This window comes from Amycolatopsis sp. NPDC004747 (assembly GCF_053601335.1).
Map to the genome: position 1 here is coordinate 293,283 of NZ_JBSGBQ010000001.1, position 22,729 is coordinate 316,011.

General features: G+C 73.5%; 27 protein-coding genes. 18 read left to right on the top strand and 9 right to left on the bottom strand.

Annotation, left to right across the window (positions count from 1 at the left end; all coding sequences use genetic code 11):
* Positions 1–11: 11 nt before the first annotated feature.
* Genes ACWEGE_RS01175 through ACWEGE_RS01185 form a run of 3 tightly spaced genes read right to left on the bottom strand, consistent with a single transcriptional unit; the run spans position 12 to position 3,231 of the window.
* Entirely contained in the window at positions 12–419 is a 408-nt protein-coding gene (locus tag ACWEGE_RS01175; protein WP_449658430.1) for a TIGR03668 family PPOX class F420-dependent oxidoreductase, read from the bottom strand.
* The gene (locus ACWEGE_RS01180) at positions 416–1,315 is read right to left on the bottom strand and encodes a S66 peptidase family protein (protein ID WP_449658431.1); all 900 of its coding nucleotides are present in this window, start codon (positions 1,313–1,315) and stop codon (positions 416–418) included. The genes ACWEGE_RS01175 and ACWEGE_RS01180 overlap by 4 nt, the downstream gene beginning before the upstream one ends.
* Positions 1,312–3,231: a prolyl oligopeptidase family serine peptidase gene (locus ACWEGE_RS01185; RefSeq protein ID WP_449658432.1), complete on the bottom strand. Its 1,920-nt coding sequence runs from the start codon at positions 3,229–3,231 to the stop codon at positions 1,312–1,314. Before ACWEGE_RS01185 ends, ACWEGE_RS01180 begins: the two co-directional genes overlap by 4 nt.
* A 77-nt stretch (positions 3,232–3,308) precedes the next feature.
* Here ACWEGE_RS01185 and ACWEGE_RS01190 point away from each other — a divergent pair, with 77 nt between their 5' ends.
* The 7 genes from ACWEGE_RS01190 (at position 3,309) to ACWEGE_RS01220 (ending at position 8,844) form a co-directional block, all read left to right on the top strand.
* The gene (locus ACWEGE_RS01190; protein ID WP_449658433.1) at positions 3,309–3,887 is read left to right on the top strand and encodes a DUF3090 domain-containing protein; all 579 of its coding nucleotides are present in this window, start codon (positions 3,309–3,311) and stop codon (positions 3,885–3,887) included.
* Between the two features lie 2 nt (positions 3,888–3,889).
* Positions 3,890–4,687, top strand: a complete 798-nt coding sequence (locus ACWEGE_RS01195; protein ID WP_449658434.1) for an SCO1664 family protein — start codon at positions 3,890–3,892, stop codon at positions 4,685–4,687.
* Positions 4,672–5,559: an aminoglycoside phosphotransferase family protein gene (locus ACWEGE_RS01200; protein ID WP_449658435.1), complete on the top strand. Its 888-nt coding sequence runs from the start codon at positions 4,672–4,674 to the stop codon at positions 5,557–5,559. Before ACWEGE_RS01195 ends, ACWEGE_RS01200 begins: the two co-directional genes overlap by 16 nt.
* Positions 5,560–5,610: 51 nt before the next feature.
* The gene (locus ACWEGE_RS01205) at positions 5,611–6,426 is read left to right on the top strand and encodes a DUF3097 domain-containing protein (protein ID WP_449658436.1); all 816 of its coding nucleotides are present in this window, start codon (positions 5,611–5,613) and stop codon (positions 6,424–6,426) included.
* An 84-nt stretch (positions 6,427–6,510) separates the two neighbouring features.
* Positions 6,511–6,945, top strand: coding sequence for an NfeD family protein (locus ACWEGE_RS01210; protein ID WP_449658437.1), 435 nt, complete (start codon positions 6,511–6,513; stop codon positions 6,943–6,945).
* Positions 6,942–7,430: an SPFH domain-containing protein gene (locus ACWEGE_RS01215; RefSeq protein ID WP_449658438.1), complete on the top strand. Its 489-nt coding sequence runs from the start codon at positions 6,942–6,944 to the stop codon at positions 7,428–7,430. Before ACWEGE_RS01210 ends, ACWEGE_RS01215 begins: the two co-directional genes overlap by 4 nt.
* Positions 7,431–7,518: 88 nt before the next feature.
* Entirely contained in the window at positions 7,519–8,844 is a 1,326-nt protein-coding gene (locus tag ACWEGE_RS01220; protein ID WP_449658681.1) for an SPFH domain-containing protein, read from the top strand.
* A 55-nt stretch (positions 8,845–8,899) separates the two neighbouring features.
* Here ACWEGE_RS01220 and ACWEGE_RS01225 read toward each other — a convergent pair whose 3' ends face one another.
* From ACWEGE_RS01225 to ACWEGE_RS01235, 3 genes are all read right to left on the bottom strand, one after another.
* Positions 8,900–10,237 carry an MFS transporter gene (locus ACWEGE_RS01225; protein ID WP_449658439.1) on the bottom strand — a complete coding sequence of 446 codons (1,338 nt, stop codon included), beginning with the start codon at positions 10,235–10,237 and terminating at the stop codon, positions 8,900–8,902.
* Between the two features lie 141 nt (positions 10,238–10,378).
* Positions 10,379–10,735, bottom strand: a complete 357-nt coding sequence (locus ACWEGE_RS01230) for a darcynin family protein (protein WP_449658440.1) — start codon at positions 10,733–10,735, stop codon at positions 10,379–10,381.
* Positions 10,725–11,636 carry an NAD(P)H-binding protein gene (locus ACWEGE_RS01235; RefSeq protein WP_449658441.1) on the bottom strand — a complete coding sequence of 304 codons (912 nt, stop codon included), beginning with the start codon at positions 11,634–11,636 and terminating at the stop codon, positions 10,725–10,727. The genes ACWEGE_RS01230 and ACWEGE_RS01235 overlap by 11 nt, the downstream gene beginning before the upstream one ends.
* A gap of 114 nt (positions 11,637–11,750) precedes the next feature.
* Between ACWEGE_RS01235 and ACWEGE_RS01240 the strand changes: the two genes are divergently transcribed.
* The 7 genes from ACWEGE_RS01240 to ACWEGE_RS01270 all read left to right on the top strand — a co-directional run bounded on the left by ACWEGE_RS01240 (position 11,751) and on the right by ACWEGE_RS01270 (position 16,759).
* On the top strand, positions 11,751–12,695 hold the full coding sequence (locus tag ACWEGE_RS01240) for a LysR substrate-binding domain-containing protein (protein WP_449658442.1): 945 nt from the start codon (positions 11,751–11,753) through the stop codon (positions 12,693–12,695).
* Positions 12,696–12,735: 40 nt separating this feature from the next.
* Positions 12,736–13,359 carry an acyl-CoA-like ligand-binding transcription factor gene (locus ACWEGE_RS01245; RefSeq protein ID WP_449658443.1) on the top strand — a complete coding sequence of 208 codons (624 nt, stop codon included), beginning with the start codon at positions 12,736–12,738 and terminating at the stop codon, positions 13,357–13,359.
* A gap of 84 nt (positions 13,360–13,443) precedes the next feature.
* Entirely contained in the window at positions 13,444–14,967 is a 1,524-nt protein-coding gene (locus ACWEGE_RS01250) for an FAD-dependent monooxygenase (RefSeq protein WP_449658444.1), read from the top strand.
* 26 nt (positions 14,968–14,993) lie between these two features.
* Positions 14,994–15,380 carry a VOC family protein gene (locus ACWEGE_RS01255; RefSeq protein WP_449658445.1) on the top strand — a complete coding sequence of 129 codons (387 nt, stop codon included), beginning with the start codon at positions 14,994–14,996 and terminating at the stop codon, positions 15,378–15,380.
* Positions 15,380–15,700 carry an ArsR/SmtB family transcription factor gene (locus ACWEGE_RS01260; protein ID WP_449658446.1) on the top strand — a complete coding sequence of 107 codons (321 nt, stop codon included), beginning with the start codon at positions 15,380–15,382 and terminating at the stop codon, positions 15,698–15,700. Before ACWEGE_RS01255 ends, ACWEGE_RS01260 begins: the two co-directional genes overlap by 1 nt.
* Positions 15,697–16,170, top strand: a complete 474-nt coding sequence (locus ACWEGE_RS01265) for an SRPBCC family protein (protein WP_449658447.1) — start codon at positions 15,697–15,699, stop codon at positions 16,168–16,170. The genes ACWEGE_RS01260 and ACWEGE_RS01265 overlap by 4 nt, the downstream gene beginning before the upstream one ends.
* The gene (locus ACWEGE_RS01270) at positions 16,154–16,759 is read left to right on the top strand and encodes a TetR/AcrR family transcriptional regulator (RefSeq protein ID WP_449658448.1); all 606 of its coding nucleotides are present in this window, start codon (positions 16,154–16,156) and stop codon (positions 16,757–16,759) included. Before ACWEGE_RS01265 ends, ACWEGE_RS01270 begins: the two co-directional genes overlap by 17 nt.
* Here ACWEGE_RS01270 and ACWEGE_RS01275 read toward each other — a convergent pair.
* A complete protein-coding gene (locus tag ACWEGE_RS01275; RefSeq protein ID WP_449658449.1) occupies positions 16,739–17,515 on the bottom strand; it encodes an SGNH/GDSL hydrolase family protein in 777 nt (258 codons plus the stop codon). The two genes, ACWEGE_RS01270 and ACWEGE_RS01275, sit on opposite strands and share 21 nt — an antisense overlap.
* Before the next feature lie 120 nt (positions 17,516–17,635).
* On the opposite strand from ACWEGE_RS01275, the gene ACWEGE_RS01280 reads away from it, so the two are divergent.
* The 3 genes from ACWEGE_RS01280 (at position 17,636) to ACWEGE_RS01290 (ending at position 20,950) form a co-directional block, all read left to right on the top strand.
* Positions 17,636–18,211: a dihydrofolate reductase family protein gene (locus tag ACWEGE_RS01280; protein WP_449658450.1), complete on the top strand. Its 576-nt coding sequence runs from the start codon at positions 17,636–17,638 to the stop codon at positions 18,209–18,211.
* Between the two features lie 68 nt (positions 18,212–18,279).
* Positions 18,280–18,933 (top strand): class I SAM-dependent DNA methyltransferase, encoded by a 654-nt coding sequence (locus tag ACWEGE_RS01285; RefSeq protein WP_449658451.1) that lies wholly within the window; start codon positions 18,280–18,282, stop codon positions 18,931–18,933.
* Positions 18,934–18,961: 28 nt separating this feature from the next.
* Positions 18,962–20,950 (top strand): DUF1707 domain-containing protein, encoded by a 1,989-nt coding sequence (locus tag ACWEGE_RS01290; RefSeq protein WP_449658452.1) that lies wholly within the window; start codon positions 18,962–18,964, stop codon positions 20,948–20,950.
* Here ACWEGE_RS01290 and ACWEGE_RS01295 read toward each other — a convergent pair.
* Entirely contained in the window at positions 20,947–21,456 is a 510-nt protein-coding gene (locus ACWEGE_RS01295; protein WP_449658453.1) for a CGNR zinc finger domain-containing protein, read from the bottom strand. The two genes, ACWEGE_RS01290 and ACWEGE_RS01295, sit on opposite strands and share 4 nt — an antisense overlap.
* Positions 21,457–21,481: 25 nt before the next feature.
* On the opposite strand from ACWEGE_RS01295, the gene ACWEGE_RS01300 reads away from it, so the two are divergent.
* The gene (locus ACWEGE_RS01300; RefSeq protein WP_449658454.1) at positions 21,482–21,646 is read left to right on the top strand and encodes a hypothetical protein; all 165 of its coding nucleotides are present in this window, start codon (positions 21,482–21,484) and stop codon (positions 21,644–21,646) included.
* Positions 21,647–21,652: 6 nt separating this feature from the next.
* Here the strand turns inward: ACWEGE_RS01300 and ACWEGE_RS01305 are convergent, their stop codons facing one another.
* Positions 21,653–22,687: a site-specific integrase gene (locus tag ACWEGE_RS01305; RefSeq protein ID WP_449658455.1), complete on the bottom strand. Its 1,035-nt coding sequence runs from the start codon at positions 22,685–22,687 to the stop codon at positions 21,653–21,655.
* Positions 22,688–22,729: the final 42 nt, after the last annotated feature.

Here is a 22,729-nt window from a genome sequence, read left to right on the forward strand (position 1 = left end):
CGCCGGTCCACTCACGACCCGGTCCACCCACGCCAGGTGTGCACCTCGGTGACCACCACCGCGTGCTCCGGCGGCCGCACCGCGTACTGCACGTACTTCGCGGCCAGCCATGAGACCGGCTCGGCCCGCTCGTCGTCCGGCAGCACCCGCGCGACGCCGTCCGCGCGGGCCCACCACAGCCGCGACCAGTCCTCGTCGTAGCCGTCCGCCAGGAAGCACACCGCCGGGTTCGCCTCGATGTTGCGCAGCCGCCGCAGCGCCGTCGTCGACTTCGGCTTGTGGTCCACCGCGAACACCACCACGTCACCCCGCACCGCGAACGTCACCGGGACCAGGTGCGGGACCCCGGCCGCCGACACCGTCGCCAGCCGCGCCACCCGGGCCGCGGCGAACCGTTCGCGGGCCTCCGACGGCGTCATGCCGGCGCGGGGGAGTCGAACGTCAACGTCCCCAGGTCCGCGTCCAGCGCCACCGGCACCCCCAGCGGCAACGTCGGCGACGACGCCACGTGCCCGAACCCGAACTCCTCCACCAGCGGCACCCCCAACGGCCCCAGCCGGTCCAGCATCACCGCACGCACCTGCGAGGGGTCCCCGCACGCCGCCCACGAGCCCAGCACGATGCCGCGGACGCCGTCGAACCAGCCGCTGCGCAGCAGCTGCGTCAGCATCCGGTCCAGCCGGTACACGCTCTCGGTGACGTCCTCCAGCAGCACGATCGCGTCCCGCGCCGAGCCGTGTTCCGGGGTGCCGATCCCCGCCGCCAGCAGCGACAGGTTCCCGCCCGTCAGGATCCCCGACGCCCGGCCCGGCACCAGCGGTGCCCCGCCGCGGACCACCAGGTTGCGCTCCGGCTCGAACAGCGCCCGCCGCAGGTGCTCGTGAGCGAAGTCGTCGAACAGCACGCTCGCCGGCATCGGCGAGAACAAAGTGGACAGTCCGAGGTGGACGTCCACCGCCCGGTGCAGCGCCGTGATGTCCGACGACCCGGCCAGCACCTTCGGCCCCGCCGCCCGCAGCGCCGCCCAGTCCACCAGGTCCAGCATCCGCTGCACCCCGTAGCCGCCCCGGGCGGCCAGCACGCACCGCACCCCGGGGTCCAGCCACGCCTCGGTGAACTCCGCCGCCCGCGCCGCGTCCGGCGCGGACAGGTACGGCGGCGAACCCGGCTCCGCCCGCACGCACGGCCCGACCCGCACCTCGACACCCCAGCCTCGCAGCACCGGCAACGCCTTCTCCAGCAGGTCCGCCGGCACCGGCCCGGCCGGTGCGACCAGGGCGAGCGTGTCGCCGGCCCGCAACCGCGGCGGCCTCACTTCGACAGCTCCAGCCGCGCCACGCCCGGCGTCTCGAAGCCGAACACCTGACCGTAGAACGACAACTCCGCCTCCAGGGCCGCCACGATCGTCGCCGCCTGCCGGAACCCGTGCTGCTCACCGGCGAACCGCTGGTAGGCGTACGGGATCCCGCGCCCGGCCAGCCGGGCCACGAACCGGTCGGCCTGCTCCGGCGGGCAGATCCGGTCCTCCAGTCCCTGCTGGAACAGCACCGGCCCGGCCAGCCCGCCGACGTTCGCCAGCGGCGAACGCTCGACGTACCGCTGCCGCGCCTCCGGCAGCGGCCCGACCAGCCCGTCGAGGTACCGCGACTCGAAGTCGTGCGTGTCGCCCTCGGTGCCGGTCCAGCCGGCCAGGTCCAGCACCGGGTACATCACCGTGCCCGCCCGGTAGGTCTTCGTCGTCGTCATCGACGCCGCCGCGGTGAACCCGCCCGCGCTGCCGCCCCGGATCCCCAGCCGGTCGCCGTCGGCCAGCCCGGCCGCCACCAGCGCTTCGGCCACCGCCACGCAGTCGGCGACGTCCACCACCCCCCACTGCTCCCGCAGCCGCTCCCGGTAGGCCCGCCCGAACCCCGTCGACCCGCCGTAGTTCACCGCCGCCACGGCGATGCCGCGGCTGGTGAGGTACGCGATCTCCAGGTTCAGCTCGGCGAAGTGCTGCCCGGTCGGGCCGCCGTGGACGTCGATCAGCAGCGGCGGCAACTCACCCTCGGGCGCGGTGAACTCCGGGTTCCGCGGCAGGTACAGCACCACCGGCACGGTCTCGCCGTCCGGCGTGCTGAACACCCGCTCCTGCGGCTCCGGCAGGTAGGCCGCGGGCAGCTCCGGCTGCGGCGTCAGGTCCGTCACCGCGCCGTCGAAAGAGACCCGCACCACGGCGGACTCCCGGGCCGGGCCGCCCGCAACGCCCACGACGTCGCCGCCGGAGACCGCGAACCCCGTCGAAGACCAGGCCGTCAGCTCGCCGGCGACCGGCGTCACCGAGCCGTCCGCCTCGTCGAGGACCACCAGCCGGCCCGCGGACAGCACCGCGTGCCGTCCGCCGCCCAGCGGCGCGAACCAGCGCGACCCCGCCTTCCACAGCGGCCCGCCCAGCTCCTGCTCCACCGGCGCCAGGTTCACCACCGACCCGTCCAGGCCGATCCGGTGCAGGTTCCACCAGCCGTCCGGGTCGGCCAGCGCCAGCAGCGCCGCCGGGGTCTCCCACTCGAGCTGGCACACCGACACGTCCGCGCCGCCGGCCAGCACCCGGTGCGGCCCGAAGACGCCGTCCTCGCCGACGGGCGCCACGCACAGCTCGGTGCCGTCCCACGGCATCAGCGGGTGGTCCCAGCCGAACCAGGCCGCGTGCCGCCCGTCCGGCGACAGCTTCGGCACGGTCAGGAACCGGTGGCTCGCGGCCAGCACCCGCTCACCGCCGCCGTCCACGGCGATCGCGACGAATTCCCGCTCGATGTCGGTGGGCCGGGGGCCGGTGCTGCGCTCGCGGACGGCCCACACCTCCCCCGGCCGTCCGGCGCGCAGGTCGCCGTAGCGGACGCTCTGCGGCTCCGCCGGGGACGGCGTGAGAGCCACCACGCCGATTTCGCTCTGCGCGTACACGCGCTGATCGGCCCAGTGCGTGAACACCACGGCCCCGTCGGCGGCCGCCCACGGCCGGCCGCCGTACTCGTGCAGCCGGTTGCGGACGTTCCACGGCGCGGGCAACACGTCCTCGGTACCGCCCGGCACGGCCCGGACCAGCGCGACCCGCCCCTGTTCACCGGGTCGCGCCTCGGCCCACCACACCTCGTCCCCGACGACGTCGAGCCACTGCGGGCCGCCACCGGCGGCGGCCACCTCGGCGGCGGTGATGGGCGAAGACCAGGTTCCGTACGGCGAGATCCGAGACACCCCCCGAGGCTAGCGGCCCGCGAACGGTGGGGCGGCGGATGCCGATCATGCGCCGGTGGCCTAGGGTCGTCAGTGCTATGTCTCGCGTAATCCACGTCTTCCGCCAGCCGGATCGGTTCGTCGCCGGCACCGTCGGCGAGCCCGGCGATCGCACGTTCTACCTCCAGGCGACGGAGGACGTGCGCACGATCAGCGTCACCATCGAAAAACAGCAGGTCGTCGTCCTCGCGGAACGGCTGAGCTCGCTGCTGGAGGAGGTCGCCAGCCGGTTCGGCGCCGACGTGCCCGACGAGGTCCCCGAGGACCTCGTCGACGCCGACCCCCTCACCGTCCCGGTCGAGGAGGAGTTCCGCGTCGGCACCATGGGCCTCGGCTGGGACGCCGACAGCAGCGCGGTCGTCATCGAGCTGCTCGCCATCACCGAAGGCGAGGTCGACGAAACGGTCGTGCTCGACGACACCGAAGAGGGCCCGGACGCCGTCCGGGTCTTCCTCACCCCGGCCGCCGCCCGCGCCTTCGCCGAGCGGGCCGACCGCGTCGTCAACGCCGGCCGCAAGCCGTGCCCCCTGTGCGCCGAGCCGCTCGACCCGACCGGGCACATCTGCCCCCGGCAGAACGGCTACCGGCGCGAAACCGACGCGGGCGAAGAAGACTGACCATGGCGCCCACCCCGGCCGACCCCGCGTCCCGCGAACTCGTCGCCCACGGCCGCATCGACGTCGAAGGCCGGCTGGTCGACGCCTCCAACGTCACGCTCTTCTGCGCCATCGAACTCGACGGCGTCACCGGCCGGGTCGTGTACAAGCCGGTGTCGGGGGAGCGGCCGCTGTGGGACTTCCCCGACGGCACCCTCGCCGGGCGCGAGGTCGCCACCGCGATCATCGCCGACGCCACCGGCATCGGCGCCATCCCGCCGACCGTGCTGCGCGACGGCCCGTTCGGCCCCGGCATGGTCCAGCTGTGGGTGGAAACCACCGAAGACGACCTGGTGGAAGTCCTGCCGCCCGACGACGTCCCCGACGGCTGGCGCCCGGTGCTGCACGCCCACGACCGGCTCGGCGAACCCGCGGTACTGGCCCACGCCGACCACCCGGGCCTGCGCGACCTCGCCGTGCTCGACATCGTCGTCAACAACACCGACCGCAAGGGCGGCCACCTGCTGCCCGGTGTCGACGGCCGCGTCTACGGCTGCGACCACGGCATCTGCCTGCACACCGACCCGAAGCTGCGGACCGTCCTGTGGGGCTGGATCGGCGAGCCGGTGCCGCCGGACACCATCGAGAAGCTGCGCAAGCTGCGCTCGGAGCTCGACGGCGGCCTCGGCAAGACCCTCGCCGAGCACATCACCAAGTTCGAGATCCGGGCACTGGCCGAGCGCACCGACGTGCTGCTCGCCGAAGGCATCTTCCCCGAACCCGGCGACGACTGGCGAGCCATCCCTTGGCCGCTGTTCTGATCGACGCCGCCGCGCGGGCCCGGCTCGTCGACCGCTTCGGCGCGGAACTGGCCGAACCCTGGTGCGACACGCTGCCCGGCCTGGTCGCCCGCCTCACCGCCAAGTGGCGGCTCACGATCCGCGAGGCTCGGCCCGGCAATTCCGGCCGGACGCTGCTGTGCACCGGTCCCGGAGGTGACCTGCAGGTCCTCAAGCTGACCCCGGACCCCGAGGTCGCTCGGCTCGAGTTCGCCGGGTTGCGGGCTTGGCACGGTTGCTCGCGGGCCGTGCAGGTGCTCGACGCCGACCTGGACGCCGGGGCGATCCTGCTCGAAGGACTGGTCCCCGGCACCGAGCTGCGCGGCCGGGAGGTCCCGTGGCCGGAGATCGGCGCCCTGCTCACCGAGCTGCACGCGGTCGCACCCCCGTCCGGCCTGCCGCCCTTGACCGATCGCGTGACGTTCATGTTCGACATCACCGAGCGCACCGTCCCCGGCTCGGCGGCCGAACCGCACCTGACACCCGAACTCCTGTCCCGCGCCCGCAACCGGGCCCTCGCCCTCGCCGCAGGCGGCCCCGCGGCGGTCGTGCACGGCGATCTGCACCCCGGCAACGTCCTCGACGCCGGCCCCCGCCGCGGTGTGGTGGCCATCGACCCGCGCCCGAGCGTCGGGGACCCCGCCTTCGACCTCGCCGACTGGCTCTACCTGCCGTTGTCCGCCGGTGGCACGCTCGACGACGGCATCGAGGCGCTCCGGCCGCACCTGCCCGGCCTCGACGCCGCCCGCGCTCGCGCGTGGTGCGCCGCGCTGGCTCCGCTGGCCGCCCACCCGCCGCTGCGCCGCGGTGCGCACACGCCGTTCACCGATGCCCTGCTGGAGATGGCGCGCTGACCGGCGTGGCATGACCGCCTCGAGCGGCCGCGCGCACTAGGTTCCCAGGTCGTGCGCTCCCACTCCTATGACGACGTGCTCGCCGGCCCGCGCCGCAAGAAGGTGCCGGAGGTCCCCGCCGAACCCGGTCTGGTCGTCGAGGACCCGGCCAGCGGCTACTGCGGCGCGGTGGTGAAGATCGAGTACGGCAACGTCGTGCTCGAGGACGCCAAGGGCCGCCACCGCGTCTTCCCGCTCGCGCCCGCCGGGTTCCTCCTCGAGGGCAAGCCGGTGACGCTGGTGCCGTACCGGGCCCCCGCCAAGGCGCCGGCCCGGCGGGTCTCGGCGTCCGGGTCGGTGCGCGTCGAAGGCCTGAAGGCCCGCGTCGCCCGCGATTCGCGCATCTGGGTCGAAGGCAAGCACGACGCCGAGCTGGTCGAACGCGTCTGGGGGCACGACCTGCGCGTCGAAGGCGTGGTCGTCGAGCCGCTCGACGGCGTCGACGTGCTCGCCGACCGGATCGCCGAGTTCGGCACCGGCCCCGGGCGCCGCCTGGGGGTCCTGGTGGACCACCTGGTGCCCGGCAGCAAGGAGTCCCGGCTGGTCGAGGCGATCCGCGACGAGAACGTGCTGGTCACCGGCCACCCGTACATCGACGTCTGGGAGGCCGTGCGGCCCGAGGCGGTCGGGATCGAGGCCTGGCCGAAGATCCCGCGCGGGACCGAGTGGAAGCAGGGGATCTGCGACGCGCTCGGCTGGGGGCAACCTTTCGAAGGCTGGCAGCGTGTCCTGAGCGGGGTGAGCAGTTTCCGCGACCTCGAGACCCCGCTCATCGGGGCCGTGGAGCGGCTCATCGACTTCGTCACCGAACCCGCGGAAGAGGGCTGAATGTTCGTTTTGTCCAAGGTCACGCGAAGGTTACGTCCCGTCACTGCGCCGGTGCGAACCGGCGCGATCTGAGAGCATGAAGCCATGTCCTGGGCACTGGTCTGGTTGATCGTCGGGATCGCCTTGGTGATCGCCGAAGTCGTCTCCGGCGACTTCGTGCTGGTCATGCTGGGCGTCGCCGCGCTGTTCGGCGCGGGGGCCGATGTCCTCACCGGGAACCTGGTCATCGACGTCGCCGTGTTCGCCGTCGCCTCCGTCGGCATGCTCCTGCTGGTCCGCCCGGCGCTCAAGCGGCGCCTGCTCGGCGGGCCTGCCCACCACACCGGCATCGACGCGCTGATCGGCGCCCGCGCCGTCGTGTTGTCCACAGTGGACGCCGAGGCGGGTCAGGTGAAACTGGCAGGCGACGTCTGGTCGGCCCGCAGCCTCGGCGAGCACCTCCCGCCTATCGCCCCCGGTACCCAGGTCACGGTCGTCGAAATCTCCGGCGCCACCGCCGTCGTGTCGGCCGAGCCGTGAGCCTGGGACTCGTCGTCGTCGGCGAAGGCCACGCCGCGGTGATCGAACGCGGCGGGCGGTTCCGCACCGTCCTCGGCCCCGGCCGCCACCTCGTGGTGCCGTTCGCCGACCGGGTCCGGGCCCGCTTCGACCTCGGCGACCAGATCCTCTCGGCCCCGCCGCGCCCGGTCGAAGCCGGTGACGGGCAGGAGGTCTTCATCGGCTTCGAGGTCGTCTTCGCGGTGACCGATCCGCGCCTGGCCACCTACGAAATCTCCGCCCCGGCGCTGGCGATCGAGCAGCTGACCCGCACCGCCCTGCGGCAGGAGGCCGGCCTGACCACGGCCGAGCGCGCCGTCACCGCCCCGGGCGACCTGCACCGTACAGTGTGGACGGTCCTGCACGACACCACCGGCCGCTGGGGCATCACCACGAAGGAACTGGAGCTCGCGGTGAGCCCGCCCGCGGCGCCCGGAACGCCGTCAACCGCGCAAGAATGGTACTAGGTAAGGGGAAATTCACTTGACCGGATTTGTGATCGGCCTGGTCATAGCGCTGGCCTTGCTCGTGATCATCACGATAGCCAAGGCGGTCATGGTGGTGCCGCAGGCGCAGTCGGCCGTGATCGAGCGGCTCGGCCGGTTCCGCACGGTCGCCTCGCCCGGCCTCAACATCCTCGTGCCGTTCCTGGACAAGGTGCGCGCCCGGATCGACCTGCGCGAGCAGGTCGTCTCGTTCCCGCCGCAGCCGGTGATCACCGAAGACAACCTGACGGTGTCGATCGACACGGTCGTGTACTTCCAGGTCACCGATTCGCGCGCCGCGGTGTACGAAATCTCCAACTACATCGTCGGTGTCGAGCAGCTGACCACCACCACGCTGCGCAACGTGGTCGGTGGCATGAGCCTCGAGCAGACCCTGACCTCCCGCGACTCCATCAACAGCCAGCTGCGCGGCGTGCTCGACGAGGCCACCGGCCGCTGGGGCATCCGCGTCGCCCGCGTCGAGCTGAAGGCGATCGACCCGCCGCCGTCCATCCAGGACTCGATGGAGAAGCAGATGCGCGCCGACCGCGAGAAGCGCGCGATGATCCTCACCGCCGAAGGTCAGCGGGAATCGGCGATCAAGACCGCCGAAGGCCAGAAGCAGAGCCAGATCCTCGCCGCCGAGGGTGCCCGCCAGGCGACCATCCTCGCCGCCGAGGCCGAGCGGCAGTCCCGGATCCTGCGGGCCCAGGGTGAGCGGGCCGCCCGCTACCTGCAGGCGCAGGGCCAGGCGAAGGCGATCGAGAAGGTGTTCGCCGCGATCAAGGCCGGCCGCCCCACCCCGGAGGTGCTGGCCTACCAGTACCTGCAGACGCTGCCGCAGATGGCGCAGGGCGACGCGAACAAGGTCTGGATGATCCCGAGCGACTACGGCAAGGCCCTCGAAGGCTTCGCCCGCGCGCTCGGCACCCCGGGCGACGACGGCGTGTTCCGGTACGAGCCGCCGAAGGAGGACGACGTCCCGGACAAGCCCGAGCTCGAGGACGAAGAGGTCTCCAGCTGGTTCGAGACCAAGAGCGACCCGAAGGTCGCCGAGGCCGTCGCGGCGGCGGAAGCGGTGGCGCGCAAGGAGGTCCCGGCGATCGGGGCGCCGTCCTCGCCACCCGCGCGGCCGTCGATCCCGCGCCCGGCCCAGCAGCAGCCCGAGCCGGAGGCCGACGAGGACCGCGGCACGGAGGCCGTGCCCCCGCCCCAGCAGCCGTCGACCCCGAAGGGCGGGCAGCCCGCGCTGCCGCAGCCGCAGGCCCCGGCCGGCCCGCCCCCGGGTGGCCAGTACCAGGCCCCGCCGCCGGGCCAGTTCGGCGGCCCGCAGCAGCAGAACCCGGGCAGCGGACCGTTCCCGCAGCAGCCCCCGTTCGGCGGCCCGCGCCGCTGACGCAGTACGAACGCCGTGAAGGCCGCCTCGGTGTCCGAGGCGGCCTTCACGCGTTTCAGGTGCGCTGGTAGACGCTGACGTCGTCGATGTCCGCCTTCGACCGGTCCCGCAGGAAGATCACGCACAGCACGGTGACCACCGCCGACAGGACGATGTAGCCGGAGATCGCGTACGGCGTCCCGGTCGTGTGCAGCAGCCACGTCGCCAGCAGCGGCGCCGGCCCGCCCGCGAACACCGACGCCAGCTGGTAGCCCAGCCCCGCGCCGCCGTAGCGCAGGTGCGTCGGGAAGCTCTCCCCGATCAAGGCCGCCTGTGGGCCGTACTGGAGCGCGTGCGGGATGAACGACACCACGACCGCCACGAACACGAGCGCGTGGCTGCCGTGCGCCAGGATCGTGAAGTACGGGAAGGCGATCAGCCCGGTCAGCACCGCCCCGCACAGGTAGACCCGTTTGCGGCCGAAGGTGTCCGACAGCGCCGAGAACAGCGGGATCAGCGCCAGTTCGCACGCGGCCCCGACCAGGACCGCGTTGAGCACGAAGGTCTTGCTGAACTCGTGCCGCGACACGACGTAGATCAGCACGTAGCTGGTGAACAGGTAGAACGGCATCTGTTCGCTGAACCGGACGCCTGCCGAAAGCAGGATCTCCCGCCAGTGGTGCCGGATCGCGTCGAGCACCGGCGTGCGGGCGGTCTGCCGGTTCTCGACGAGCTTGGCGAACATGGGCGTCTCGAGGATCTTCAGCCGGATCACCAGGCCGACCGCGACCAGCACCAGGCTGAGCAGGAACGGCACCCGCCAGCCCCAGGAGTCGAACGCGGCGGGGGAGAGCGTCGCCGACAGCAGCGTCATCCCGCCGGTGCCCAGCACCAGCCCGACCGGGACGCCGATCTGCGCGAAACTGCCGAGCAGGCCGCGCTTGCGCTGGTTGCCCCACTCCATCGCGAGCAGCACCGAGCCACTCCACTCCCCGCCGATGGCGATGCCCTGCACCAGCCGCAGCAGCACCAGGACCAGCGGTGCGGCGAACCCGATCGCCGAGGTCCCGGGCAGCATCCCGACCACGCCGGAGGAGATCCCCATCAGCAGCAGGGTGACGATCAGCGTCGCCTTCCGCCCGATCCGGTCACCCCAGTGCCCGAAGATGGCCGCCCCGACCGGCCGCGCGGCGAACCCGACCGCGTAGGTGGCGAACGACTGCATGGCCCCGGCGTAGGCGCTGGAGGCGGGGAAGAACAGGTGCGGGAAGACCAGGGCCGCCGCGGTGTTGTAGAGGAAGAAGTCGTACCACTCGATGGTCGTGCCGACGGCGCTTGCCAGCGCGGCCCGCCGTACTTGAACTCTGCTGTCCGCCGTCACCTGTTGAGTGACGCCGTTGTCTCCCAGAACCATCTCGCAACACCTCCGGTGACTGATGTCACACGACAGTGTGACGCCCGGCGCGGGTTTCGGCGATCGATGGCGCGCTGATTGTCCAGTCGGTGACCGCGCAACCGGCCGGCGCCACGCGGGGGACGCCGGCCGGTTGCGCGGTCAGGTGGCGATCGTGGCCACCGGCGCCACGCCGTAGGTGCGCGCGTAGCCGTTCTCGGTGCCCACCAGCAGGTCCACGACCTCGAAGTAGCGGTCCCAGAACGGGGTTTCCCGCAGCGCGTCGATCAGCAGCCGGTAGGCGTCGTGGTCGTCGGCCTCCCAGACCCAGACGTCGGTGACCCGCGCCGAGTAGAACTCCGTGTCGTAGAAGCGCGAGCGGACGCCCTGGGTGCGGGCTTCGAGCACAGGGACGATCTCGGTCTCGAAAGCGTGGATCCGCTCGGGCACGGGCAGCGCCAGCCACTCGGGCGTGGTCTTGACCAGCATGAACGCGGTGACCGCCGGCTCAGCGGACATCGGCGGCCTCCGGGACGGCGAAAACGGCGGGCTTGAGGACCTCCGCGCACCACTGCGCGAACCCGGTGCCCGCGGGCCCCGACCGGACGGCACCGGCGTCCAGGCCCTCGTCCTTGGCGCGCTTCATGGCGACCATGGCCTCGACGAACTCCGCGTCGAGGCCGTAACCGAGCAGCTCGGTCCGCAGCTCGTCGAGCGGCTGGCGCCGGTAGCGGACCGGGCGGCCCAGCTCCTCGGTCATGATGCGGGCCAGCTCGTCCGGCGACAGGTCCTGCGGGCCGAGCACCGGGACGCTGCCGGCGCCGGTCCAGGACCGGTCCAGCAGCAGTCCGGCCGCGGCCGCGGCGATGTCGGCGACGGCCACCAGCGGCGCGGGGCGGTCCGCGGCGGCGGTGTCGGCGAAGACCCCGTGTTCCCGGATCGAACCGGCCTCTTCCAGGAGGTTCTCGAAGAACGACGGGCAGGCCAGCGCGCGGTAGGCGACGCCGGAGCCGGCGATCAGATCGTCGACGGCCAGCGTGGCGGTCACCAGCCCGGCCCGGTCGGCGAGCGCGGTACCGCGGCCGAGCGCCGAGATGCCCACGACCTGGCCGACGCCGTGCTCGGCGAACGCCCGTGCCGCCGGGCGGGTGAAGCCGAGGTACCCCTGCTCGGGTGGGACCGAGCCGTCCGGCGGCACCAGCCAGAAGACCGCGTCGGCCCCGGCGAAGGCGCGTTCGACGGTCGCGGCGTCGCCGTGGGAGCCGACGACCACCTCGACCCGGTCGAGCACGGACCCGGGGAGCCGGGCCGGGTCGCGGACCACGACCCGCAGCTGTTCGCCGCGGGCAGGCGCGGCTTCGAGCAGCAAGGAAAGCAGGCGCCCGCCGATCTGGCCGGTGGGCGCGGTGATGACGATCATGGAACCTCGCGGTCTGTGTCGGATCGGAATGACCCCTCGATCGTGCGGACCCGCACCGCATTGCCACAATGGGAACTTCAACAAGCAATCATTGCCGGAAACGGAACAACGCTGGTGAGCGACCTTCTGCCGAACCTCGACGCCAATCTCGCCGTGGCCCTCGACGCCCTGTTGGCCGAGCAAAGCGTCACCCGGGCCGCCGAGCGGCTGCGCACTTCACCCGCCGCGATGAGCCGCACCCTGGCCCGGCTGCGCCGGGTGCTCCAGGACCCGCTGCTGGTCCGGGCGGGGCAGGCGATGGTGCCCACGCCCCGCGCCGAAGCGCTGCGGGACGAGGCCGCCGCGGTGGTGCGCGCGCTGACGGCCCTGCTGACCCCCGGTGGCGGGATCGACCCCGCCGGCCTGCGGCGCACCTTCACCGTCCAGGCCGCCGATGTGGTCGGCGCGGCGGTGGCGCCGGGGCTGCTCGAGCTGGCCCGGCGCGAAGCCCCCGGCGTCTCGCTGCGGGTGCTGGCCGAGGAGTGGGAGGCCGGTCCCGCCCTGCGCGACGGCCGGATCGACCTGGAGGTCGGGAGCATCGGCCACGCCGACCCGGAAACCCGGGTGGAAGACCTGGTCACCCTGCGGATGGCGGCCGGCGTCCGCGCCGGGCACCCGTTGACCGACGCCACGCTGACCCCCGCCAGGCTGGCCGCGGCGGAGCACGTGGCGGTCAGCCGTCGCGGCCGCTTCGCCGGCCCCCTGGACGCCGCCTTGGCCGAACACGGCCTCGCCCGCCGGGTCGGAGCCGTGCTGCCCGGGCACCTGGCGGCGATGGCGCTGGCCGCGGCCGGGGACGTGGTCTGCCTGGTCCCGGCCGCCTTGCCGGGCGAGCCTCCCTCGCCACTCGCCGACGTCGCGCACGCACTGGGACTGCGCCTGCTGGACATCCCGCTGCCGCTGCCACCCCTGAAGATCGGCATGGCCTGGCACCCGCGACACGCCGCCGACGGCGGCCACCGGTGGCTGCGCGACGCCGTGCGCCGGGTCCTGCGCCCCGCCCAGAAGCTTGCCGATTAGGCAAGTTTGCAGATTCGGCAAAGTTCGGTACCGTGAAGTCATGGACACCGACCGAGCCGGCCTTCGCGACCGCAAGAAGCAGCAAACGCGCATCGCGCTGAGCTGGGCGGCGATCCGGCTGACCGTCGAACGCGGCTTCGACAACGTCCGGATCGAAGACATCGCCGCCGAAGCCGGGGTGTCCACGCGGACCTTCAGCAACTACTTCGGCAGCAAGGGCGAAGCCATCGTCGCCCGGCACCACGACCGGGCGCGCGCCATTGCCGCCGCGCTCCGCGAACGCCCGGCCGGTGAGCCGATCTGGACCGCCGTCACCCAGGCCGCGCTCGAGGGGTTCGCGCTCGGCGAGCCGGTGCCCGACGGGCGGCCCGCCGACCAGGGCTGGGTCGAAGGGCTGCGGCTGATGGTCGCCGAGCCCACCCTGCAGGGCGAGTTCCAAAAGGCCGGTGCGGCCGCCGAAGCCGAGTTCGCGCTCGCCGTCGCCGAACGCACCGGTGCCGACCCCGCGCGGGACGTCTACCCGCGGCTCGTCGCCGGGGTCATCGGCGCCGCGCTCAACGTCGTCACCCAGCAGTGGCTCGTCGCCGACCCGCGGCCGTCACTCGAAGACCTCCTGCGGGACGTCTTCGGCCGGCTGGCCGCCGGCCTGCCCGAACCGCGCTGACCACCTGAACCACCCTGGGGCGCCCGGCACCCGCCGGGCTGGTTCGTCATGCCCTTTTTCCCTGTCACGCAAGGAGTTCCCGCCATGGAAGACGTCGTCGTCGCCGGAGCCGGCCCCAACGGCCTCATGCTCGCCTGCGAGCTCGCCCTCGCCGGCCTCCGGCCGCTGGTCCTGGAGCAGCTGCCCGAACCCACCACCGAGAACCGCGCCAACGGGCTCGTCGGCCAGGTCGTCCGCCTGCTCGACCGCCGTGGCCTGCACGAGCGGCTCGCCGGCCCGATCACCCCGCCCGCGCCGGCGTTCGTCTTCGGCGCGATGCGCCTGGACCTCACCCTCGCCGAGCGCAACTCGCTCCACATCCTCGGCGTGCCCCAGCGGCGGGTCGAGGCGATGCTCGACGAACGCGCCGCCGAACTCGGCGTGCGGATCCGGCGCGGCCACGAGCTCACCGGCCTCGCCCAGGACGCCGACGCCGTCACCCTCGACGTCACCGGGCCCGATGGCCCGTACCGGCTGCGGACCCGGTACCACGTCGGCGCCGACGGCGGCCGCAGTGTCACCCGGAAGCTGGCCGGCATCGGCTTCCCCGGCGTCACCGAGGACCGCACGCTGTCCTGTTCCGCGAACGCCACCGTGCCCGCGGAGCTCACCGACCCGGCGTCGGGCGGGCTGCGGGTGCCCGGCCACGGCGTCATCCCGCCGTTCTTCCACTACCGCACCGAAACCGGGCTGTTCGTCTACGCGCCGTTCCCGGCCGGCCCGCTGCTCAGCACCATGGAGTGGACCGACGACGAAGAGCCGGCCGACGAGCCGCCGATGACCCTCGGCGACCTGCGTGCGAGCGTCCGGCGGGTCCTGGGCTTCGACCTGCCCCTCGGCGAACCCGACGGCGAGGGGCCGCACCTGCTGCGGCGCCTGCGCGGGCGCAACACGCGGCTGGCCGAGAAGTTCCGCGACGGCCGTGTGCTGCTGGTCGGCGACGCCGCCCACGTCCATTCGGCGATCGGCGGTCCCGGGCTGAACATGGGCCTGCAGGACGCCGTCGGCCTCGGCTGGAAGCTGGCCGCCACCGTGCACGGCTGGGCGCCGGCGGGCCTGCTCGACACCTACGAGAGCGAGCGACGGCCGGTCGCCGAGCGCGTCGTCATGCACACCCAGGCCCAGTCCGCGCTGATCAGCCCGGGGCGCGACACCACCGCGCTGCGCGAGCTGTTCGGCGAGCTCCTGCGGCTCCCGGGCACGGTGCAGCACATCGCCGACCTGATGTCCGGCGCCGACGTCCGGTACGAGCCGGGCACCGACCACCCGCTCGACGGCCGCTGGGCGCCGGACCTCGTGCTGGCCGACGGCACCCGGCTCGCCGAGCTGACCACGACAGCCCGGCCGCTGCTGCTGGACTTCACCGGCTCGCTCGGCGACGAGCTGCGCGGCTGGACCGACCGGGTCGACCTCGTTCCCGGTCACGCGGAGGGTGCCGCGACCGCGCTGCTGGTCCGGCCTGACGGGTACGTGGCCTGGGCGTCGAGTTCGGCGGAGCCGGACGACACCGAACGCAAGACGCTGCGCGCGGCCCTCGAACGGTGGTTCGGGCACCCGCTTGACGCGTAGGATATCTCCTACGTATTGTCGGCCGCATGACCATCACCCACGTGCAGTTCCTGACCCTGCCGGTCGCCGACCACGCCCGCGCGCGGGACTTCTACGTCGGCAAACTCGGTTTCGAAGCGCTCGTCGACCGCCGCACGCCCCAGGGCGGACGGTTCGTGATGGTCGCGCCGAAGGGTGCGCAGACCGGCGTCGTGCTCACCGACCAGCAGGTCACCGGGATCGAGCCGGGGCCGCGGCACTTCCAGCTGCAGACCACCGACGTCGACGCCGATGTCGCCGCGCTGCGGGCGGCCGGGGTCGAGGTCGCCGATCCGCAGCCGCAGCCGTGGGGCCGGGCGACGTCGTTCCAGGACGTCGACGGCCACACCGTCGGCCTGCTCGAGCCGTCGGACTTCGGCGCCGTGCCGCGCTGATGCCGGTCAACGACGACGTCTTCGCCGCGCTCGCCAGCCCGGCGCGGCGCGAAGTGCTGCGGTTGCTGCTCGACGGCCCGATGGCCGCCGGCTCGATCGCGCAGCGGTTCGAGATGGCCCGGCCCAGCCTTTCGGAACACCTGCGGGTGCTGCGCGAGGCGGGCCTGGTCACCGAGCAGCGCCAGGGCCGCAACCGCGTCTACCGCCTCGACGCGGCGCCGCTGGCGGAAGTCGCGGACTGGCTGACCCCGTACGAGCGCTTCTGGCGCACCAAGCTCGCCACCCTGCGCGACCTGCTGGACGAAGAGGAAGACCAGTGACCGAAGACGACCCGAAGGCGGTCCACGTCGACCAGTTCCTCGCCCACCCGGCCCGCAAGGTGTGGCGCGCGCTGACCGAACCGGAGCTGCTCGAACGCTGGCTCGGCATGCCCAACGACATCAAACCCGTGGTGGGGCACCGCTTCGAGCTGCTGGCCGAGCCGGTGCCCGCGGCCGGGTTCGCCGGCGGCCCGGTGGCGTGCGAGGTACTGGAGGTCGAGCCCGAGCGCAAGCTCAGCATCCGCTGGGGTCCGCAGTGGACGGTGACCTGGCGGCTCGAACCCGAAGGCACCGGCACCCGGCTTTTCCTCAGCCACGAAGGGTTCGACCCGGACGACGAATTCCAGCGCGTCTCCCGCCGGATCATGGGAGGTGGCTGGCGCACCCACGTGCCGCGGGCGCTGGCGCGGCTGCTGGACTCGTTGCCCGATCCCGCCCCGTTACGATCGGGTGGTGACCCCCGCCGCTGACCAAGCCGAGCCGAAACCGCTGCGCGCCGACGCCCGGCGCAACCGGGCGCGCGTGCTGGAGGCGGCCGAGAGCGTGTTCGCCGCCAAGGGCACCGGGGCGCCCACCGAGGAGGTCGCCCGCGTCGCCGGGGTCGGCATCGGCACGGTGTTCCGGCACTTCCCGACCAAGGAGGCCCTGCTCGAAGCGGTGCTCTACGCGCGGCTGAGCCGGTTCGTCGACGAGGCCGAGACGGCGGTGGCCGCGGAGCCCGCCGACCCGGGCCACGCGTTCTTCACCTTCCTCACCAGCTGGGTCGAGATGTCGAGCGCGAAGAACGCCTACTTCGAGGCGCTCACCGCGGCCGGGGTCACGGTGCCGGTGGCGAAGTCCGACACCGGCGCGCGGCTGCTGTCGGCCCTCGGGGTGCTGCTTTCGCGCGCACAGCGGGCGGGCGCGGTCCGCGACGACCTCGTCGTCGGCGAGCTGATCCCGGTGATCATCGGCGTCGCGCGGGCCGCCGAATACGCCGGCCCGGACGCGCACCTGCGCGACCGGGCCGTGGCGATCCTCTTCGACGGCCTGCGCCCGTCAGCGGGGGACCGGCGCTGAGTCCACCGGGGCGAGCACCGGGCGCTTCGCGGCCATGGTGTCCCCGGACGACTCGCCCTTCACCCGCCGCCGCACCCACGGCAGCGCGTGCTCCCGCGCCCACTGCAGGTTCTGGCTCCGCCGCGCGGCCGGGCTCAGCACCGCACGCGGCGCCAGTTCCGGGGTGACAAGCGGGTGCTCCACACCGAGCACCCGCAGCACCTCGATGGCGACCTCGGTGTGCCCGAATGCGTTGAGGTGCAGGCGGTCCGGCGCCCAGAACCGGCGGTCGCACAGCTGCCGCATCGACCACAGGTCCACCAGCAGCGCGTCGTGGCGGGCCGCGATGCCGCGCACGAGCTCGTTGTAGATGGCCACCCGGCCGCGGATCGCGCGGAACAGCGGGTCCTCGACCCCGTCGACCCCGGTGAACAGGATGAGGCGGGCCCCGGTCGCCCGGATCCGGGCGACGGCCGTTTCGTAGTCGGCGAGCATCGCGTCGATGTCGACCTTGGGCCGCATCAGGTCGTTGCCGCCGGCGTAGAGGCTGACGAGGTCGGGCTCCATGGCCAGCGCCGGCTCGAGCTGTTCGGCGAGCACCTGGGGCAGCAGCTTGCCCCGGATGGCGAGGTTGGCGTACCGGAAGCCCGGCTCGCGGGCGGCGAGCTGTTCGGCAACGCGATCGGCCCAGCCGCGCACGCCGTTCGGGGCGGCGGGATCGTCGTCGCCGACCCCTTCGGTGAACGAGTCCCCCAGGGTCACTAAGCGCTTGCTCATGTGTCCAGTGTAGGCACGCCGCGGAAGAAAACTCCGAGGGCCTGTCGGATCGGGGACGCGGTGTTCGTGGCACGGGTGAGGCGCCACCGGGCGCGACCGATCCACCGTGAGGAGTGCACCATGACCGCCACCTACACCTTCGACGTCTTCTCCACGCTCGACGGTTTCGCCAACCACGACGGCGACTGGGGCGGCTACTGGGGCAAGCAGGGCCCGGAGTTCCTGGCCCACCGCGCCGCCGCCTACCGCGATCCCCTGCGCATGGTGCTCGGGGCCAGGACCTACGCCTCGAACGCGCCGTTCCTGCGTGCGGGCCTCGATCGCCGCCGGTTCGACGGGTGGATCACGCGCATGTTCGAGTCCCCGGTCACCGTGCTCTCCACCGGGCTGACCGACCCGCTCGGCTGGCCGGGCACGACCATCGAGGCCGGCGACCCGGTCGAGGTGGTCCGGCGGCTCAAGGCCGGCTCCGACGTGCCGCTGCGCTCGCACGGAAGCCTGACCCTCAACCGCGCGCTGCTCGACGCCGGCCTGGTCGACGTCGTCGAGGTGACGGTCTTCCCGGTGCTCTCCGGCAAAACCGGCGTCGACCGGGTTTTCGACGGCGTGGCCGACTTCGACCTCGAACTGCTCGAGGCCCGCACCTTCGACGGTCACACGCAGGTGCTGACCTACCGGCCGGCCCGCCACGGGTGACCGGCGCCGGGTTCCGCCCGGCGCGGAATCCGTGGCTCGCCGCGCCCTGGACCGGTAACACGGGAGAGGTGAGCTCCTACGACGCCATCGCCGACTGGTACGAAACCACGCTCGTCCCCAGCTGGCGTGCGGATCCACTGGAGTTCGGGCCGGTGCTGCGCGACCTGCTGGGGCCGGGCACGGGGCCGTGCCTCGAACTCGGCTGCGGCACCGGCGCCCACGCCGGGCGGATCCGGCAGCTCGGCCGCACCCCGCTCGGCGTTGACGTCTCCGCGGGCATGCTGCGGCACGCGGCGGCGCGCTTGCCGGTGGCGCGCGGTGACGCCACCGCGTTGCCGATCGCCACCGGCGCGCTGCCCGCCGTCGTCGCGATCATGGTGCACACCGACATGCCCGCGTACCCGGCCGTGCTGCGTGAAGCGGCCCGCGTGCTGGCGCCCGGTGGCGTGTTCGTGCACGTCGGCGTGCACCCGTGTTTCTGCGGCGGGTTCGCCGACCGCACCGACGGCCGCGCCGTCGTCATCCGGCCCGGCTACCGGGAGCCCGGCTGGACCACGGAGTCGTGGACCGACCAGGGCCTGCGCGACAAGGTCGGCGCAACGCACCGGCCGCTGCCCGCGCTGCTGGGCGCGGTGCTCGAGGCGGGGCTGGTGTTCGAGCGGTTCGCCGAAGGGGGCGCGCCCACCCCGACGGTGCTCGCTTGGCGGGCGAGGAAGCCGTAGGACTTGGCCGTGTCGCTATGCTCCCGCGATGGCTGGGGAAGTCCGGATCGGTAACGACGCCCGCGCGGCGGCCACCCGCACACTGGATACGGCGTTGCGCGAAGGCCGGCTCGATCTGGCCGAGTACGAACGGCGGCTGGTGCTCGTCCAGGCCGCCAAGGTCCGGAAGGACCTGACCCCGGCGGTCGCCGATCTACCCGGCGGTTCCCGCCGCACCGGCCCCAACCTGCGGATTTCCACCGCCGACCGGGAACAGGCCCTGGTCCGGCTGGCCGGCGCCCTGACCGACGGGCGCCTCGAAGCCCGCGCCTACGCCGACGCCGAGACCCTGCTGAACCGGGCGGTCACCTACGCCGACGTCGACGCCGTCGTCGGCAACCTCGACGCCAAGGCGAGCGACACCGAACGCGATCAGGCCGTCGCGCGGATCGAGGCCGCGGTCGCCGGCGGGCTACTGGACCCGGCCGAGCAGCACGACCGGGTGGCCGCGGTCCGGCGGGCGACCACCGACGCCCAGCTGGCCGCGCTGGTGGCCGACCTGCCCGCCGGTGCGGCCCCGGCCCGGTCGCCGCGGGCCTCCCACGCCGACCGGGAAGCCGTGGTGGCGCAACTGCACGACGCCGTCGAGGCGGGCGTGCTCGACCTGCCGGAGTTCGACGAGCGGGTGCGCGCGGTGTACGCGGCACGGTTGCGCGACGAGCTGACGAGGCTCGTGGCGGACCTGCCGAAGCCGGCCCCGGAACCGGCTCCGCCGACCGCGTTGCCGCCCGCGCCGCCGGTCGACCTGCCCGCGCGGAAGCCGCCGTCGTTCGAGACTGCGATGACCACGGCCAAGATCGCGGCCTTCGCCTGGTTCGTCCTGACCGGCATGGTGATCGTCTTCGGGATAGCGGGGCTGACCGCGCTCGCCATCGTGGTCGGATCGGTGTCGGCGATCACGTTGGTCGGGATCCTGCTGTGGGCCAAGCGCACCACCACTGCGGCCATCGCCGCGGAAGGCGCGGCCAATGCCGACATCCGGTTCCCGCCGCTGCCCGCCGAACCGCAGTGGGTCGACGTGGACCCGGCCGAGTGGCGGCCGCGGGAACGGGCGCTGGGCGAGCACAAGGGCGACCTCTTGTCGGTCACGGCCCTGGTCCTGCCCGACGGCACCCCGCTGGCGATCACCGGCGGCCGCGACAACACCGCGAGGGTGTGGGACCTGACCGGCGACTCGTGGCGGCACACGCTCAGCGGCCACACCCACGACGTGACCGGAGTCGCGGCCATGGTCCTGCCGGACGGCGTCCCGGTCGCGGTGACGGTCAGCCCGGACCGGACCGCCCGGGTGTGGGACCTCCGCGACGGCTCTTCGCGCGGCACCCTGCCGGGACTGGCCAAGGAGCCCGCGACGGTGCGGTGCCTCTCGCTGCCGGACGGCACTCCGGCCGCGGTCGTCCACAACGGCCACTCCACGATCCAGACATGGGACCTGCGCGACCGCAAGAAGCGCCACGACCTGCGCGAAGTCGCCGCGTTCGACCGGCTGGTCCCGGCGGTCCTCCCCGACGGCACGCCGGTCGCCGTGGTCGCCGACTGGGGAGACAACCACCTCCGGGTGGTGAACCTCGCGAACGGGAAGCTGCGGTTCCGGCTCAGCGGCCACACGCAGACGGTCACCGCGATCGACACCACGGTCCTCCCCGACGGGACCCCGGTCGTCGTGTCCGCGAGCCAGGACAAGACGATCCGCGTCTGGGACCTGCGCCGCCAGACGCTGCTCCGCACCATCACCGGCCTGGTCGAAGCCAAGGCGGCCCTGGTGTGCACGCACCTGCCGGACGGCACCCCGGTCGCGGTCGCGTGCGGCTGGGCCCCCGGGGAAACGACGGTGTGGGATCTCCGGGACGGCTCCGAACGGCCGTTCCGGCCCAGCTTCTGGGGGGACGTCCTGGGCGCGGCCACGCTCCCGGACCGGACGCTGCTCCTGGGACTGTCGGAGGACCCGCGCGCGGCGGCGGTCCATTCGCTGTCCTAGACGCCGACCTGCCGGGCCCGGTGCTCGGCGACGTGCACCCGCGTCGCGCACCGCGTCGAGCAGAACCGCCGGCGGCCGTTGCGCGAAGTGTCGACGTACGCCGTTTCGCAGCCTTCGCGGCTGCAGATGCCCAAGCGGTCCGGGGCCTCGCACACCAGGTGCGCCAGGCCGCCCGCGGTGTACGCGCGGACCCGGCCGACCGGGCCCGCGTCCTCGGCCGAGTAGTGCAGGTGCGGTGGCTTGCCGTCGTGGGTGGTGATGTGCGGGCGGCACGCCGCTTCGGCCAGCAGCTCGTTGACCAGGTCGGGCCGTTCGGCGGCGCCGGCGGCGAACACCGGGCGCAGCCGGCCGGCCCACGCGCCGATCAGTGCCTCTTCGGCGTCGGTCAGGGCCTGGATGGCCATGCCGTTGCGGACCATCCCGTCGAGCAGCTCGCTCGCGGACCCGGCGTTGACCAGATCGGCGGCCACCAGCGCGGCCGGGCCGCCGTAAGGGTTGAAGTGCACTGAGTCATTACAGCACGATCGGGGCATGGACCGGAACCGTTGCCCCCGCTGCGGCTGGCCGCTCGCCGAACTCCCGGCGGCCGCGGCGCAGCCCGTCACCCGCCGCCTCGACTACGTGCGCTGCGTCTGCGGCAGCTGGCTCGCCCGCTGGGACGGCGAAATAGTCGGCGCCACCCGCTCGACACCCTGACCCGGCTCAGAGATCGAGCACGCCCGCCGCGTTGTCGTTCCACTGGTCGACGCGGCGGATGTACTCGTACAGCGCCCGGCTGCCGCGCACCCAGCGGCCCTGATCGGCGATCGCGAGGTCGTCGGCCCCGGCCCGGCGCGCCTCGGTGGCGAACCCGGACCGCAGCGAGTGGCCGGTCACCGGGTACGGCAGGCCCGCGCGGACACCGGCCCGGGTGAGGATCTGGTTGACGCCGGTCGTGCTCAACGCCGGCTCGCCGACGTTGCCGTGCCGATCGACGCGGCGGAACGCCGGCCCTTCGGTGATCCCCGCGCCGGACCGCCACGCGTGCCAGGCCCGCACCGGATCGGTGTCGGCGCTCTCGCGCCGCGGGACGACCATGTCACCGGTGCTCTTGCCGTGCCGGACGGTCACCGCCAGCCCCCGGTCGTCCACCGGCTGCACGTCGGTGACCAGCAGGTTCGCCAGGTCGGAGCAGCGCGCGGCGATCGGGAAGCCGATCAGCAGCATCGCCCGGTCCCGGGCGCCGGCCAGCGTGTCCGGACACGCGCGCGACATCGCCCGCAGGTCGGCGAGGGTGACCATGGTGGCCTTGCCGCGGCCGCGCTGGATCCCCTCCCGCGCCAGCCGCTGCCGGTACCCCTTCAACGCCCGCCAGGCAGCGCGGCTGGCTTCGGGATCGACGAGGACCTTGTGGTGGCGCAGCCCCGCGAGCGCGCCGGTGAGCCGGCGCTCGATCGTCGAGGGCGCCGCCGGGGCGGCGCGTTCGGGGACTTCGGGCACGGCCCGCTCGTCCGGGCGCAGGGTGCGGCCGCGTTCCAGCCACACGACGAACCCGGTCAGCGCGCCGATCGTCGCCGACAGCGGCGGGATCCCGGCTTCGGCGGTGTAGTCCTGCCAGACCTGCCAGTCCTGGGCGTAGGCCTTGAGCGTGTTGGGCGGCCGCTGCTCGTCGACGTGCCGGGCGGCGGCTTCGTCCAGCAGAGCGAGCCGCTCGTGGGCGCTGAGCGCGGCGTCGGTCACCGGTTCCAGGTCGGGCACGCGCCGAGGTTACGGGATGTCGATCTCCCGGACCGGGCGGAG